This is a genomic window from Phyllobacterium ifriqiyense, assembly GCF_030817885.1.
GTDB lineage: Bacteria > Pseudomonadota > Alphaproteobacteria > Rhizobiales > Rhizobiaceae > Phyllobacterium > Phyllobacterium ifriqiyense.
Genome location: NZ_JAUSZT010000003.1, coordinates 2,176,688 through 2,192,384 on the forward strand (window position 1 = coordinate 2,176,688; position 15,697 = coordinate 2,192,384).

Sequence of the window (15,697 nt, forward strand, 5' to 3'; positions counted from 1 at the left end):
ACCAAAATGGTTCTGCCCGGTCCAAGCATTGATGAAATCAGCTGGACCGGCATATATCAATGGCAATCGCTGCATCCGATGATTGAACCGAGGCTTTCCGACAATTTTTCCGGATTGAACCCGGGCCAGCCCTCAACATAATTCGATAACCGCACAGCGAACCCCTATCCACGTTCCAGCACAGCCACACAGGAATCCAGATCATTGGTTGCCAGATGTGCGTAGCGCATGGTCATCGACAAGGTTTGATGGCCGAGCCAAATCTGGACACGCCGGATATCAATTCCGCCGCGCACAAGACGCGATGCGCAGGTGTGGCGTAAAATATGCGGAACAATCTGATCGTCACTGCCAAGCCCGACTTCTGCCTTTGCCTCATTCCAGATTGCCCGAAACCGCACTTGATTGAGCATGGCGAAAGGGCCCTTTAGTCTTCCATGCGGGATATGGACGGTTTCTTGTGCGCGAGCGGTGAGGGGAACCGTGCGGCTGCGCCCTGATTTGGTTAGCCAGAATGTCGAACGGGCATCCTGCAAATCATTCCATGAAAGGCCGATAGCCTCGCCGAGCCGGCACCCGGTATCAACAAGGAATATGCTCAACCGGTAGCTGTCTTCGCAACGCAACCTTACAGCGGAGAATAGCCGCGATTCCTCATCGGTTTCGAGGAAGCGGATTCGGCCCTGCCGTTCTTTTTGCCGCCGGAATTCCGGCAGATTATAGATGTCGCCCATTTTTGACGCTTTCCTGAGCAGTTTGCTTAAAGCGGCCATCTTTCGATTGATGGTCGCATTGCTGTTGCCACGTTCGCGCAGGGTTCCGATCACAGAATCAAGCATTTCTTGCGTAAAAACGCTGAAACGCTGGCCGCTCAATATTTCACTCATCTCCCCGAGGAACGAACGCACATTGGTTTTGTGCGAGCCTTCATCCCAAAGGATGCTGATATATTGCGCAGTCAAATCACTCAACGAGTGTTCCCTGACCAGCTTCCGGGTGCCATTATCGGCTGCCGAATAGTTGAGATCATAGTCAAAGCGGACGGAAAATGCAGATCCAAACGCGGAGTCACAAGAAGGCGGGGCAATAGCGGCTGCTGAAATCGTCATGAAAATCGCGCTCTGGTCAATAAAACACTAAACCGGGAAATATATGCCGAGTTGTAGCGGTCTTCGTGAAAAGCGCAATCCGTGTAGCCGTGCCTCTTTAGGCTAATAGACTTTCGTTTGATAAAGCCATAACCGGCCGTATCAAGTTTCAACCCTTGAGGTCTCTGTCCAACCATTTCTCATCTCCTCGGCCTATGGCCGGTCTGGAATCCTTTCTTCGCTTAATGTCTGTGCGTCGCTGGTGCAGACCCCAAACCACAATGGTTCTGAGCAGGGTTCTTGCACCATTCAAAATTGCGAGCGCTGAAAATGGCTTGTTGGTTTATATTTTGAGAGGAAAAGCCAACGCCGGGAAAACCCGGCATTGGTAGAAGATAATCGAAGGATTAGAAGTTGCGCTGGAAGCGGATCACACCGCCGAACGCATCATCAGAGCCCTTGGCATCTTTATAGTCGATCTCTGGAGTAACAACGAAGCCAGGAACCAGCTCATATGCAACATTCAAAGATGCTGCGATAATGTCTGCTTCATCATAGGCAACCTGGGCATTAACTTTTGCGTTGTCGGAAACCTTGGCAGTTACACCGCCCCAGATTGCATAATCGCCGGTCCACGCACCGTAGTAATCATCGGCTTTTACGTCAGACTGATAGCCGCCCATGACGAAGAAGGATAGCTGATCAGTCGCCTTGATGTCCAAACGAACCTTGCCAGCGAATTCTTCAACAACGGAATCATAGCCAATAACGCCGGAAACTGAACCCCAGGTCTGTTCGAACTTCGCACCAGCAACAACGTGTGGCAGGTAATCGTTGATCAGGTGATCCTTGTCACCTTGTTCCAGACCGATGATAGCCGAGAAGCCGTTGCCGCCAGCGAAGGTGTAGCTGACCTGATTAGTCTTATCGCCGTCATAATCAACCATGTCGTCGTTGATGACGTTTCCACCATCTGTCCAGCTACCAAATGTTGTATCGGTTACACCGATGCGGAAGCCACCAAGTTCGATATAGGCGTGAGGAAGTGCTGCTGCTTTGTCGGCGCCTTCATCTACTGTGAATTCGGTTGCGATATACGACTTGAGTGTACCAAGCTCGGTTTCCGAACGGGCATCAAAACGTACAACGCCGCGCGAACGGAACTTGTAAGTGTCAATGTCGGGATTCTTGTCGGTGTTGCGCCCCCAGAGATCGCCACCCTTTACATCGACGCGAACATAACCATCGACCTTCAAGCAGGTTTCGGTGCCTGGGATGTAGAAGAAGCCAGCGCCGTATGTGTCGCAAACGCGAACATATTCGACAGGCTCTGGTTCAGCGACAACAACTGCGTCTGCAGCGCGTGCGCCTGATACTGCAACGAGGGCTGCAGCGGAGCCGAGAAGTAGGCTCTTAATGTTCATTTCTGACCTCCAGTCAAGATTCGCTGGAGGGGACGCGCGAAAACCCGTCTTTGCTGGGTTTAGTGGCCAACCGAATTCGAAAACAGATTAACCACCAGAACACCGGCTATAATGAGTGCCAGGCCAATGATCGCGGCAAGATCCAGGGTTTGCCGAAACCAGAACCAGCCAACAGCCGCAATAAGGACGATGCCGGCGCCGGACCAGATGGCATAGACCACGCCGACTGGAATGGTTCTGATCGGGATTGAAAGCAGATAGAATGCGGCGCCATAGCCGAAGATGCATACAAGCGAAGGCAATAGGCGCGTAAAGCCCTCAGCCTGCTTGAGCGCGGATGTGGCGATGACTTCAAAAATTATGGCAGCAACGAGGTAAACATATGTCATGTGGGGACCATCAAATGAACGCATGGCAACGCACAGACGCCTCAAAGAATGATTCGCAGCCCTCAAGTGGCGACCGGCGGATTTGCCGGTTAAAGGCTTGATTCGATTCAGTGACTCGCCTTGCAGGGCGCAGTAATGGCTGATTCCGTGTTCAAATGCCGTTCCAATACCGGCAGGAACATGCGGAATTTATTAAAATTCGGGTTACCTATATTAATGAGTGGTAAAGATATTGAAGATGGAACGGCGATTTCGTGGCTTTTGTGCAACAGCCCCCGGTCATAGAGCCTGCACAAGGCCCGCCGATGGACATTCGTGGTTGAAACGCGAGCGCTGGCGAGTATGGTCTGTCGAGAGGAAGGGCGTTACAGCATTTCTTCTTGCACTTAGGGGATGGGGACAGGTTGTCCTTCAGCCAAATTGGAATGCCCAGACCCATTTTTAACTTTGACTGGAGGTCAGAAATGAACATTAAGAGCCTACTTCTCGGCTCCGCTGCAGCCCTCGTTGCAGTATCAGGCGCACGCGCTGCAGACGCAGTTGTTGTCGCTGAACCAGAGCCTGTCGAATATGTTCGCGTTTGCGACACATACGGCGCTGGCTTCTTCTACATCCCAGGCACCGAAACCTGCTTGAAGATCAGCGGTTACGTTCGTTACGACGCAATTGCTGGTGACGATCCATACAGCGGTGAAGAACTCGACACATGGGCAAAGCAGGCACGTGCTACTCTCCGTTTCGACGCTCGTAGCGAAACTGAACTTGGCACATTGCGTTCGTTCATCGAAGCTCGCTTTGATCACAAGGCATATGGCGGCCGCGGCGACAGAACTTTCATTAACGCAGATGGCGAACTAGAAACAATCGTTGACGAAGGTTCATACTACGGCAACGGCGGCTACATTTCACATGCTTACATCGAACTCGGTGGTTTCCGCGTTGGTGTTTCCGACTCGCAGTATGATACATGGACCGGTTCAGCTGGTAACGTAATCTCCGATGACGTTATTGCTTATGCTGGCGGCCGTACAAACCAGATCAGCTACACCTTTGCTGGTGGCAATGGCTTCTCTGCAATGGTTGGTTTGGAACAGGGCGACGACGATCACCTGATCGAAGACTACATGCCACACGTTGTTGCTGGTGTGAAGTTTGAGCAGGCTTGGGGCGGTATCTCCGCTGTTGCAGCTTACGACTCAGTTGTTGAAGAATTCGCTGGTAAGGTTCGTTTGGACGTTAAGTTCACAGACACAGTATCCGCTTTCGTAATGGGTGGTTACCAGTCTAACGAAGACGATCTGGATGTAGTTTCCGAAGGCGGCAACTACTACGGTTCGTGGAACGGCGACTACGCAATCTGGGGCGGTCTGTCTGCTAAGGTTTCCGAGAAGGCAACTGTCAATGCACAGGTTGCTTACGAAGAAGCTGGCACATTCGCTGCTGCTTTGAACGTGAACTACGAAATCGTACCAGGCTTCGTAATCACTCCAGAAGTAAACTACGCTTCGTTTGACGAAAGCCGTGGTTCAGGCGACGACGCTTTCACAGGTATCGTACGTTTCCAGCGTAACTTCTAATCCTTCACTGGATTGGTTGATTGAAACCCGGCAGCGCAAGCTGTCGGGTTTTTCTTTGTTTGCAGGTCCTGATTCTCTGGGCTCTGCATGTTGATATCGCTGTCCACATCAGGCAGAACATTGGTTCAATGTGCTGGATAAAGGACAAGGTTTGAAATGCGCGCCCTGAAGAACTGGTTTTGGCCAGGTATTATTACCGTCGCGCTTCTGACTGTTCTGGCTGGATGGTTTCTTGCAGGCCCGATTGACGCCCGCATAACAGAAGCTGCCAACACAGCACTTTCAGCGCAAAATGACTGGGCCAGTGCCGAAGTGGATGGCCGCGATCTTATCTTGAAAGGTGTGGCACCATCGGAGGAAGCTCTGGCCGACGCCATAAAGATCACCAATGAGATTCCCGGTGTCCGAATTGTCGATAATCAGACGACCCTTTTGTCTCTGGCCGAGCCTTTTTCCTTTGTCATCACCAAATCGGATGATGGAATTCTGCTTTCGGGCAATGTTCCTTATGGAGATACAAGGGCAAAAATCCTCAGCGCAGCAGAACTTGCCATGCCCGGTATTGAGATTCTTGATGAGATGGCCGTGGCGCGGGGCGCTCCGCCAGCGTTCTTTGAACTTGTGCAATTTGCCTTGGGACAGGCTGCACAATTGATCAATGGTGAAGTGGAAATCTCGGGAAAAACCTATACGATCAGAGGCACTCCGGCCAGTTCTGCCGATTATGCTGCTATAAATGATGCGTTGAAAAAACCGCTTCCGGGGGATGCGGCTTTAAATGAGATCAAATTGGTCCCACCCGTCGGTCAAGGTGGCTGACAACTGAATCCGGGGCGAGGGGGTTTTGTAAATGTGGTACATGATTTCGCAGCTCTGGTTCTTCCTGCTTGTCGCTGTTCTCGTGGGATTCTATGTCGGCTGGTCCACTCATGAGGGTGAAATAAGTTGAGCAGGCTTGAGGGCAGGAGATAGTCGGCGATGATGAGTTTTATCCTTCAATCATTATTCCTTATCGCCGCAGCTTTTGTTGTTGGCGCGGTTTTAGGTAATGTTTTCAGGAGGTTGTCGCCGCGAAAACCCTCAGTCGCCGAAAGCTCCACCCGCGCTGCCGATGCGCGGCTTGCATCTCAATCCACTCTGGTGGCGGTCAATGATGATGTAAAAAAATCAGCTATTGAGGCTGCCTCGATGATACCTCCGGCAGAGCCGGTTCCCCCGAGACCGGTCAAGACAGCGCAAAAATCGCCGCGGAAGGCAGAGCCCAAGGTTATAACGCGCCACCCCAATCAGAATGATGATCATCGCCCGACTCTTCTTAAGAGCGCGCGTCGTGGCAAACCTGACAAACTGAGTGAGATTGACGGAATTGGTGCCAGCATCGAAGCCAAACTTTTCGCCCTTGGTATTTTCCATTATGACCAGATCGCCGCATGGACTGTCGAACAAGCTAATTGGGTCAGTACGGAAATCGGCTTTGCGGGTAGGGCACTGCGTGAAAATTGGGTCAAACAGGCGGCTGCTTTGGTGAAAAAGACGCCTGAAAAAGCGGCAAAAAAAACCTTGCGTGGTTCGACAAGCTCACCATGAGGATGTTTCGCTGATTGCAGAATGGTACTGCCGAGAGCCAACCTTTCTCATGGTGAGCCCTCCTGAGCTAGTTGAAGGGCGAACCACGCACAGCGCGAATGCCACTTCGTAACAAGAAACTGTAAACATGCACAATACATGATGCTGTTTGGTTCAATCAGCACGCAGATCCACACCGGCCAAAAACGCAGCAATCAATTGAGGCAGTTGCCCCGTTTCCAGAAATGGCGCATGGCCCTGTCCGCCAACATTGATGAACTGCAAAGCCGGGTGACGGCGCATCATATCATCAACGGTTTCCTGTGCCAGAAGTGTCGTGTTCTCCCCCCGGATTACCAGCAATGGCAAGTCTTTCATGAGTTCAAACTGCGCCCAGAGATCGGGAAGTTTGACGCTGAAGTCAATTCCTTCCAGTGTTTTCAATAGGTTGGGATCATAGTCCGAACGGATTTTTCCATTGTCGTCGCGATAGATGGCTCGGGCGAAACGGTCCCAGTCGGCGTCGCCAAGCGCGGGAAAAGCCTTGCCATGAACTGCTTTTTGCAGCGCTGTTGCATGCTGCCAATCGGCGGGACTCTTGGATTTGGATAGGTAATCGCTGATCTGCCGCAGGCCATCAGACACAATTTCAGGTCCGATATCGTTGAAAATGACACCCTTCAAGACTTGCGGCGCCACAGCAGCAAGCACGTGAATGATGAAGCCTCCACGCGATGTACCAAGAAAAATCGCTTGATCTATATTGAGCGCTTTCAGTCCGGCAAGAATATCGCCGGCTTCAACGCGGATATTGTAGTTTTGCCACTCATGGTCGTAGGCTGATTGCCCGCGCCCGCGATAATCGAAAGTCACGACCTTGCGCGGTGTCGCCGGGTGATTGGCAAGTATCAACGCCAATTCGTGAAAATCGCGGCTGTTGCGCGTCAGACCGGGTAAACAAATGAGCGGGAGATTTTCGGTTTCGGAGGCCGGTTGATAGACCCGGCCATAAAGCGTCAACTTGTCAGGTGCGTCGTAAAAGACCTCGGTGAAAGTTTCGCTCACGATAATCGCCCCATTTAAAGCCCCTCCCTGAGTAGCAGCCTGCTAAAGCTGTAAGAAGATCTAAAAGCTGATGCCGGTTATCTCTCCCTTGCGGGAGAGAAAGCGATTTCAAGATCTTAGCTTTTGCTAAGTGCTAGAAATCGCAAGAGAGGGGGTTTGCAATCTTCAAGCTCAACAAAACTCAGCCGCGACGACCCGCTGTCAGGTCGCTTTCGATCTGCGCCTTGCCAGTAAGCCGCGCCTTATAGACTTGATAGTTTTCCATTACCCGCTGCACGTAGTTACGGGTTTCGGTATAGGGGATCCGCTCAATCCAATCGACAACCTCGTCCACCGATTTGCCACGGGGATCGCCATATTTGGCTTTCCATTCATTGGCGCGGGTGGGACCTGCATTGTAACCGGCAAAGGTAAGCACATACGAGCCATCAAACTTGGCAATTTGCTCGCCAAGAAATTTTGCTCCCAGCGTCGCATTATAAGCGGCATCCGTGGTCAGGCGGGCTTGCGAATAGCTCATCCCGGCGCGGGTTGCCACGCCCTTTGCTGTTCCGGGCAACAGCTGCAATAGCCCGCGTGCCCCGGCGCTCGATAGGGCGCCTGGATTGAATTCGCTTTCCTGTCGCGCAATGGCATAGGCCAATGCGGTGCCCGAACCGGAGATATTGGCATTGCCGGGGATCGCTCCGATGGGGTGCGAAAGCGCACCAACATCAATCCCGCGTTGCGCAGCGGCCTTGCCTACACGCAAGGCGACAAAATGGTTGTTCTTGCGTTCGGCCATCACGGCGAGAAGCGCCAGCTCGCCCGGACTGTCGATTTCCTGTGCAAGGCTGGTGTAAAGCAATGCAGCCCTGCTGTCATAACCGGTTTGCTCCAGCCGTTGTATGGCGCGCACGGCTTCGCGCTCTGCAAAGCGATTGCGGTCGGCATCGGTCGGCTTGGGGTAGGGCAGTTGCAGGCCATTTTGTCCAAGCTTGGCGGCAGCCAGCTGTCCATAGAATGTCGTGCCATAGCGGGAGGCGCGTGCGTAATAATCGCGTGCGCTGCCTGCGCTTCCTTCTTCGGCTGCACGGCCGAGCCAATAATAGGCGCGCGAAGCAGACATTGGTCGCGAGGAGATCTCGGCAATCCGTGCGAAATGGCGCTGTGCTGTTTTAGGATCGCGCAGCGCGCGCAGCGCATACCATCCCGCATGAAATTCAGCGTCGGCAGCAGCTGTTGGCGTTTCAGCGCTATGCATGGCAGCTACGCGATAGGCGCGCTTGGCATCACCAATATCCAGCAACTCACGCGAGAGGACGCGGCGCTCGGTCCACCATGCATCGGGATCAACCAGCGAGGCTGCGTCGCGCGGCGCTGTGTTGATCACGTCTGCCGCTTCCTTATATTTCTCGGCGCGCCGCAAATATTGCGCTTTGGCGAAAATATAGGCCGCATTAGATTTCCACGAGTCATCGACCGCTGCCAGTTTTTTTGCGGCATCGGGAGACTTTTGCAGCACAGCAGCAAAGCCCTGATAGAGCGAGGAAGCATTGGCAAGCTTGGCAACCCGTCCGGCCGATTTGACCTTGCCCTCATAAAGCATGGTCAGCATGCGTGTCAGATGATCCGAGCGCGATATGACCTGCGAGAACTCTTTTAAGATCATCGCTTCCTGATTGTCATCCAGCTTCTTGTTGCGCCAGAATGGTCCAAGCACGGCTTGAGCCGCACGGGCATTGCCATTGGCGACATGGGCGCGTGCAAGAATAATCACGCCTTCGACAGTTTGAGGCGCGGTATTGCCGAAAGCCTTGATGACAACGGATGGAGCCGGATTTTCCTTATAAAGTGCGCGCTCGGAATTATTGCGGAAGGTTGCCATACCCGGCCAGCCCGGGAGCTCGGCAGCAGCATTGGCAATTTCGGAAGAGGGCAGACCCGGTGCATTTGACAGCCCGATGGCCCATGTCAAAATGTGGCGGTCCAGAGCCTGCGCAGGCAATCCATTGCGTATGCCTACAGCGCGCTGCACATCGCCTGAAGCGATGGCATCAAGTCCGCTTTTCAGGCTCCCTGCTATAGCCGATGGCTTTGAAGGTTGAGCTATTCCAGACGTTGTGACCGGATCTGGATGCGTCATCGCCTGCATGGCGGGATTGGCACGGGTTTGACTGGGCGCAAAGGGGCGCAAGGTCGGGGTTGGAACAGCATTTTGAGCATAAGCCGTCGTTACCGCCAGAGTGCAGGCGGAGCCGAAAAGAACGAGACGCAAAACAGAAGTTCTCAGCATACAGACTACCGGTTACTTAAAGAGTTGGATCCATGGCCCCTGATCCAGAGACCTGTAAATCAGATAATAATGGCGGACGTATGAAGGGGATATTAACGAAAGGTTATCTGCAAAGCTTGCTTTTGAACAGGCGTAGAGAATGGCCCGCCTGGCATGTGCTGCCTGATGAAAGACGCGCGTTCATTCACACAAGAGTGAACGGAATTAAAACAAAAAAGCGTCAGCTTACATATGAGCGATCATTTAATTGAACGTTCGTTCTATTAATTTGATCCGTTTTTGAGTGTGAAACAGGCCAAAAGCCCCTACAAATCCGTGTTTTGACAGGGCTTGAACTGTTTTTCAAAAATAACTGCGCAAAAATATCAAAAAACTCTGGAAAAAACCCCGAATTTTCCCGAAAAATATCAATCCACGCGTGCAAAATAGTTGCGCGAGGTTGATCATTTACATAACGCAAATGAACTTGTGCCATAAGGCTCGTCCGACTATGGTGCGCCACCTTCTTTCCGGTAGCGGAAAGGGGACAATGTTTATTATTCTGGAGTTTCCCCATGCTGAAAGGCTCAATCACCGCACTCGTCACGCCATTTCTCGATGATGGTGCGTTTGACGAAAAAGCCTTTCGCAGCTTCGTTTCCTGGCAGATAGACGAGGGCACGAATGGTCTGGTTCCAGTCGGAACCACAGGTGAATCTCCCACGCTTTCCCATGCCGAACATAAGCGTGTTGTCGAGGTCTGCATTGAGGAGGCCGCTGGAAAAGTTCCTGTTATTGCGGGCGCTGGGTCAAACAATACACGTGAAGCCATTGAATTGGCTCAGTTTTCGGAAAAGGCCGGTGCTGACGCAATTCTGGTTGTTACCCCATATTACAACAAGCCCAGTCAGCGCGGCCTCTATGCTCACTACAAGGCAATCGCCGAATCCGTATCGCTGCCGATCATCATCTATAATATTCCGGGCCGTTCTATTATCGACATGACGCCAGAAACCATGGGTCAGTTGACCAATGATTTCAAGAATATAGCCGGGGTCAAGGATGCCACTGGCAAGATTGAGCGTGTTTCTGAGCAGCGTATTACCTGCGGCAAGGATTTCATCCAGCTATCGGGTGAAGATGCGACGGCTTTGGGCTTCAATGCTCATGGTGGCGTCGGCTGCATCTCTGTAACTTCTAATGTTGCGCCACGCCTTTGCGCTGAATTTCAGGCGGCGACGCTTAGCGGTGACTACGCCAAGGCTTTGGAAATACAGGATAAATTGATGCCTTTGCACAAGGCTCTCTTTATTGAGCCGAACCCAAGCGGTCCCAAATATGCTCTGTCAAAGCTTGGAAAGATGCAAAATGCTCTTCGTTCGCCAATGGTTCAGATTGAGACTGCAACTGCTGCTCGTCTTGATCAGGCCATGCGGCATGCAGGGCTGGTTAATTAAGGTACGGAATCCCATATAAATTGCATGAATAAGCCAAAATCCGCCTCAAAACCCATCACGGTTCGCAAAATAATTGCTGAAAACCGTAAAGCACGCTTCAATTTCGAGATTCTCGACACGCTGGAGGCTGGCATTGTTCTGGCTGGCACGGAGGTTAAATCCCTTCGCAACAATCAGTCCAACATCGCCGAAAGCTATGCTAGCTTTGAGAATGGGGAATTCTGGCTCATCAACTCCTACATTCCGGAATATCTGCAGGCGAACCGCTTCAATCATCAACCACGACGCCATCGTAAGCTATTGATTAGTAAGCGTGAAATGTCGCGGCTCGGCCAATCTGTGGATCGCGAAGGGATGACAATCGTTCCCCTAAAGCTCTATTTCAACGATCAGGGGAGAGCGAAATTGGAGCTTGCCGTCGCCCGCGGCAAAAAGCTGCATGACAAGCGTGAGACGGAGAAACAACGCGACTGGAATCGTGAAAAGTCCCGGCTCCTGCGTGATCGCGGCTAGGTTTGTTTTGAATTACTCAGGAAGATCATCAAGATAGCGTCTGACATCGGCAAAGACGCTCTTGAACATTTCGGTTGTTAGCCGCCCTGTATTGGTATTGTAGCGCGAGCAATGGTAGCTCGAAAAAATACGAATATTACCGATGTCGTTTTGACCGCCATGGCTGAAAGGGAACTTGGCCACGGGCTGCCCAAATGCACGGATCGTGGATTGGTGCGCAATGGTGCCAAGTGTAACAATCGCTCTTAGATTGGTGAATTGTTCTATGGTTGGCGTCAAAAACCTGCGGCAATTGCTGATTTCGCCGCCAACAGGCTTGTTTTCCGGCGGCACACATCGAACGGCATTGGTGATGGAGGCATTGACAAGTTCGAGCCCATCATCGGGACGCGCTGCAAAGGTCCCACGGGAGAAGCCAAATTCGGACAATGTGCCATACAGTAAATCGCCGGCATAATCGCCGGTAAATGGCCGTCCTGTGCGGTTGGCGCCGCGCACCCCGGGCGCCAGACCAACAATCAGAAGCTTTACGGAATCAATCCCGCCGACGGGTAAGAATGTCGGCACAGGCGCATTGTGCCAGCTCGGCTCCTTTATGCGCCACTCGGCGATAAAGTCATGTAAACGCTGGCAAATCGGGCAATCGGGGGAGGGTTCAACACTCATAACCGCTAAAAAGCATAATGCCGCACGGATTTCCATGCGGCATTTTCATGACTGTGTTGATAAGGCTTAATACTCGACTTGCTCTTCTTCAACGCGCTGACGTGGCGCACGCTCAGAAGCTTCGCGGCCAATCTCATTACGCAAGGAAGTCAGGTCGATGAAGTGATCCGCCTGACGGCGCAATTCATCAGAGATCATCGGCGGCTGTGTGGAGAGCGTTGAAACAACGCTTACCTTGCGGCCTTTACGCTGTAGCGCTTCAACAAGAGAGCGGAAATCACCGTCGCCGGAGAAGATAACAAAGTGATCTACCGTATCAGTAAGCTGCATAGCATCGACAGCAAGTTCGATGTCCATATTACCCTTGATCTTACGGCGGCCAGCAGAGTCAGTAAATTCTTTAGCAGGCTTTGTTACAACCTTGTAGCCGTTGTAGTCTAGCCAGTCTATCAATGGGCGAATTGAAGAGTATTCTTGATCTTCAACCAACGCGGTGTAATAATAAGCCCGAAGTAAGTATCCGCGCTTTTGAAAAGCTGTGAGCAACTTGCGGTAATCAATATCAAATCCCAGTACCTTGGAGGCTGCGTAGAGATTTGCACCGTCAATGAACAAGACGATCTTTTCTCTGGGGTCAAACATAATAAGGTTCCATTTCGAAAATCTGAGCGTCAATTTCAAATGAGCTTGTTTTGTAAAGTAGCCCGATCTGATCTTATACGAAAGTCTAATATATTAAGTACGTCGAGTTCGCAGAAAAGCCAATACCCTTGCTTGCAATTTTGTACACATAACTAGACAGAAGTGCTCAAACTCCGTTTAGTATCAAATTCTCACAATTAATCTTCGATGCGCTTTTGCTTGTTTTTTAGCGGCAACCGCGTTATGTCGGCATTAATCCGCTAATTCGTTTAAAAATGAAAGGGGCAGTCCATGGCCCGTGTCACTGTTGAAGATTGCGTTGACAAGGTAGAGAACCGCTTTGAACTGGTTCTGCTTGCCAGCCATCGCGCCCGCCTGATTTCGCAAGGCGCTGCGATCACTATTGATCGCGACAACGATAAAAATCCGGTTGTTGCTCTGCGCGAAATCGCAGATGAGACACTTTCTCCCGGCGACCTCAAGGAAGATCTTATTCATTCCTTGCAGAAGCATGTTGAAGTTGATGAGCCGGAAGCTGCTGCATCTGCACCGGTTGCCGCCATTGAAGGTCAGGTTGCCGAGACTGCATCTGCTGACGAAGACAATGTTTCATTCGACTCAATGTCGGAAGAAGAATTGCTGGCAGGCATCGAGGGCCTCGTAGCCCCGGAAAAAAAGCGACGATTACTAATCAAATATCGCGCAAAAGCGCGATTATCAGCCAGTTTCGGCTTTTGATGCGTCGCAGCTTCTGCGGCGCATTATTTTTGCGTCTTGGTAATGTAATTACCATATAGGTTGCATACTGTTCGGTATGTATTTGAATTCCCGTGTGTGAGGTGCCCGTCCATGATGCGTCAGTATGAGCTTGTCGAGCGTGTCCAGCGTTACAAGCCTGACGTCAACGAGGCGCTGCTTAACAAAGCCTATGTCTATGCCATGCAGAAACATGGGCACCAGAAACGCGCGTCGGGAGATCCCTATTTTTCTCATCCACTCGAAGTCGCCGCTATCCTCACGGACATGCATCTGGACGAGGCGACCATCGCGATTGCACTTCTTCACGACACTATTGAAGACACTTCGGCGACCCGCCAAGAGATTGATACATTATTCGGACCGGATATCGGGAAGCTCGTTGAGGGGCTGACAAAGCTTAAAAAGCTTGATCTCGTTTCCAAAAAAGCGGTTCAGGCGGAGAATTTGCGCAAGCTTTTGCTCGCCATCTCAGACGATGTACGCGTTCTTCTGGTCAAGCTTGCTGACCGTTTGCACAATATGCGCACACTCCACCATGTGCCTGAAGACAAGCGTCTGCGTATTTCTGAAGAGACAATGGATATTTATGCGCCGCTGGCCGGTCGCATGGGTATGCAGGATATGCGCGAGGAACTCGAGCAATTAGCGTTCCGCTACATCAACCCTGAAGCCTTCAATGCGGTCACCAACCGCCTTGCCGAGCTGATGGAGAAAAACCGCGCAACGCTGCAGCAGATCGAGTCGGATCTCTCCAGCCTGTTCGAGAAAAACGGTATTAAATCGAGCGTTAAAAGCCGTCAGAAAAAGGCTTGGTCAGTTTTTCGCAAGATGGAAAGCAAGGGGCTTTCGTTCGAGCAATTGTCCGATATTTTCGGATTTCGCGTAGTCGTAGATACCGTGGCCGATTGCTATAATGCGTTGGGCATTATTCATACGACCTGGTCAATGGTTCCGGGACGTTTCAAAGACTATATCTCAACGCCAAAACAGAACGATTATCGTTCGATACATACAACCATTGTTGGCCCCTCGCGTCAGCGCGTTGAATTGCAGATTCGCACCCGCGAGATGAATGATATCGCCGAGTACGGTGTTGCAGCGCACTCGATCTATAAGGATCGTGGTAGCGCGCAAAATCCGCACGTCATCTCTACTGAAACCAATGCCTATGCGTGGCTGCGGCAAACTATCGAAGCTCTGGCGGAAGGTGACAATCCGGAAGAGTTTCTTGAACACACCAAACTTGAATTGTTTCAGGATCAGGTATTCTGCTTTACCCCGAAGGGCCGCTTGATTGCCCTGCCTCGGGGGGCAACTCCAATTGATTTTGCCTACGCCGTTCACACGAATATCGGGGATAGCTGTGTTGGCGCGAAGGTCAATGGCCGTATCATGCCGCTCATGACCGTGCTGCACAATGGCGATGAAGTCGACATCATCCGTTCCAAGTCACAAACTCCGCCCGCCGCATGGGAAGGTATTGTTGTAACCGGCAAGGCCAGGGCCGCCATCCGTCGCGCCACCCGACTTGCGGTGCGCAAACAATATTCCGGATTGGGCATGCAGATTTTGGAGCGCGCCTTCGAACGGGCAGGGAAGGTCTATTCACGCGATGAATTGAAGAAGGGCTTGCCACGTCTGGCTCGCAAGGAAATCGACGATGTGCTGGCGGCAGTAGGTCGCGGTGAATTGCCTTCTTCTGACGTGATGAAGGCGGTCTATCCAGAATATCAGGATGCGAAGGTAAAGCCGAGCGCAATCGAGCGTGAAGAGGGCTGGGTCAACTTCCGCAATACTTCCGGCATGATCTTCAAAATGCCGGAAGGCGCCGAACCGGGCGGGCCGCAAGCACTGCCGATCCGGGGCGCAAGCCATGATATGCCAGTGCATTTCTCGCCTGAGGGCGCGGTACCTGGCGACCGCATTGTAGGCATTCTCCAGCCGGGTTCCGGCATGACGATCTATCCGATCCAGTCTTCGGCCCTCATGGCCTATGACGACCAGCCAGAGCGCTGGATCGATGTGCGCTGGGATGTGGATGAGAGCCGCCGCGACCGCTTTCCGGCACGCATCAATATTTCGGCAATCAATGCGCCGGGTTCATTGGCGGAAATCGCGCAGATTATCGCCGAAAATGAAACCAATATTCACAATCTTTCGATGGTTCGTACAGCACCGGATTTTACCCAGATGATCGTTGATCTGGAAGTCTGGAATTTGAAACACCTCAATCGAATATTGTCGAAGCTGAAAGAGAGCAATTGCGTCAGTGATGCCCAACGCGTCAACGGATAAGC

At 51.8% G+C, this 15,697-nt stretch carries 13 protein-coding genes and 1 pseudogene; 7 read left to right on the plus strand and 7 right to left on the minus strand.

The features are described 5' to 3' along the window. Nucleotides 1-164 precede the first annotated feature (164 nt). From QFZ34_RS18150 to QFZ34_RS18160, 3 genes are all read right to left on the minus strand, one after another. Nucleotides 165-1,109 (minus strand): tyrosine-type recombinase/integrase, encoded by a 945-nt coding sequence (locus QFZ34_RS18150; RefSeq protein WP_307283787.1) that lies wholly within the window; start codon nucleotides 1,107-1,109, stop codon nucleotides 165-167. 386 nt (nucleotides 1,110-1,495) lie between these two features. Further along, entirely contained in the window at nucleotides 1,496-2,512 is a 1,017-nt protein-coding gene (locus tag QFZ34_RS18155) for a porin (protein WP_307283790.1), read from the minus strand. Nucleotides 2,513-2,571: 59 nt separating this feature from the next. After that, complete coding sequence (locus tag QFZ34_RS18160; RefSeq protein WP_115052194.1) at nucleotides 2,572-2,901, minus strand: DMT family transporter; 330 nt, start codon at nucleotides 2,899-2,901, stop codon at nucleotides 2,572-2,574. A gap of 464 nt (nucleotides 2,902-3,365) precedes the next feature. On the opposite strand from QFZ34_RS18160, the gene QFZ34_RS18165 reads away from it, so the two are divergent. The 3 genes from QFZ34_RS18165 to QFZ34_RS18175 all read left to right on the plus strand — a co-directional run bounded on the left by QFZ34_RS18165 (nucleotide 3,366) and on the right by QFZ34_RS18175 (nucleotide 6,065). Then, nucleotides 3,366-4,478, plus strand: coding sequence for a porin (locus QFZ34_RS18165; RefSeq protein ID WP_307283795.1), 1,113 nt, complete (start codon nucleotides 3,366-3,368; stop codon nucleotides 4,476-4,478). A gap of 156 nt (nucleotides 4,479-4,634) precedes the next feature. Further along, on the plus strand, nucleotides 4,635-5,297 hold the full coding sequence (locus QFZ34_RS18170) for a BON domain-containing protein (RefSeq protein WP_115051865.1): 663 nt from the start codon (nucleotides 4,635-4,637) through the stop codon (nucleotides 5,295-5,297). Between the two features lie 159 nt (nucleotides 5,298-5,456). Next, nucleotides 5,457-6,065, plus strand: coding sequence for a helix-hairpin-helix domain-containing protein (locus QFZ34_RS18175; RefSeq protein WP_307283799.1), 609 nt, complete (start codon nucleotides 5,457-5,459; stop codon nucleotides 6,063-6,065). Between the two features lie 153 nt (nucleotides 6,066-6,218). Here the strand turns inward: QFZ34_RS18175 and QFZ34_RS18180 are convergent, their stop codons facing one another. Then, a complete protein-coding gene (locus QFZ34_RS18180) occupies nucleotides 6,219-7,109 on the minus strand; it encodes an alpha/beta fold hydrolase (protein WP_307283803.1) in 891 nt (296 codons plus the stop codon). Between the two features lie 181 nt (nucleotides 7,110-7,290). Continuing rightward, nucleotides 7,291-9,384, minus strand: coding sequence for a lytic transglycosylase domain-containing protein (locus tag QFZ34_RS18185; RefSeq protein WP_307283805.1), 2,094 nt, complete (start codon nucleotides 9,382-9,384; stop codon nucleotides 7,291-7,293). Between the two features lie 554 nt (nucleotides 9,385-9,938). On the opposite strand from QFZ34_RS18185, the gene dapA reads away from it, so the two are divergent. Both dapA and smpB read left to right on the plus strand, forming a co-directional pair. After that, nucleotides 9,939-10,820 (plus strand): 4-hydroxy-tetrahydrodipicolinate synthase, encoded by an 882-nt coding sequence (gene dapA, locus QFZ34_RS18190; RefSeq protein ID WP_307283808.1) that lies wholly within the window; start codon nucleotides 9,939-9,941, stop codon nucleotides 10,818-10,820. Nucleotides 10,821-10,844: 24 nt separating this feature from the next. Then, nucleotides 10,845-11,333: an SsrA-binding protein SmpB gene (smpB, locus tag QFZ34_RS18195; protein ID WP_115051860.1), complete on the plus strand. Its 489-nt coding sequence runs from the start codon at nucleotides 10,845-10,847 to the stop codon at nucleotides 11,331-11,333. Between the two features lie 12 nt (nucleotides 11,334-11,345). On the opposite strand, the gene QFZ34_RS18200 is transcribed toward smpB, so the two are convergent. Beyond that, nucleotides 11,346-11,999 carry a uracil-DNA glycosylase gene (locus QFZ34_RS18200; RefSeq protein WP_307286462.1) on the minus strand — a complete coding sequence of 218 codons (654 nt, stop codon included), beginning with the start codon at nucleotides 11,997-11,999 and terminating at the stop codon, nucleotides 11,346-11,348. Between the two features lie 66 nt (nucleotides 12,000-12,065). Further along, a complete protein-coding gene (locus tag QFZ34_RS18205) occupies nucleotides 12,066-12,641 on the minus strand; it encodes a LabA-like NYN domain-containing protein (RefSeq protein WP_115051859.1) in 576 nt (191 codons plus the stop codon). Between the two features lie 291 nt (nucleotides 12,642-12,932). On the opposite strand from QFZ34_RS18205, the pseudogene rpoZ reads away from it, so the two are divergent. Together rpoZ and QFZ34_RS18215 are read left to right on the plus strand one after the other, a co-directional pair. After that, nucleotides 12,933-13,332, plus strand: a pseudogene (rpoZ, locus tag QFZ34_RS18210) (DNA-directed RNA polymerase subunit omega). 158 nt (nucleotides 13,333-13,490) lie between these two features. Next, nucleotides 13,491-15,695 carry a RelA/SpoT family protein gene (locus QFZ34_RS18215; protein WP_307283817.1) on the plus strand — a complete coding sequence of 735 codons (2,205 nt, stop codon included), beginning with the start codon at nucleotides 13,491-13,493 and terminating at the stop codon, nucleotides 15,693-15,695. The last annotated feature ends 2 nt before the right edge of the window (nucleotides 15,696-15,697 follow it).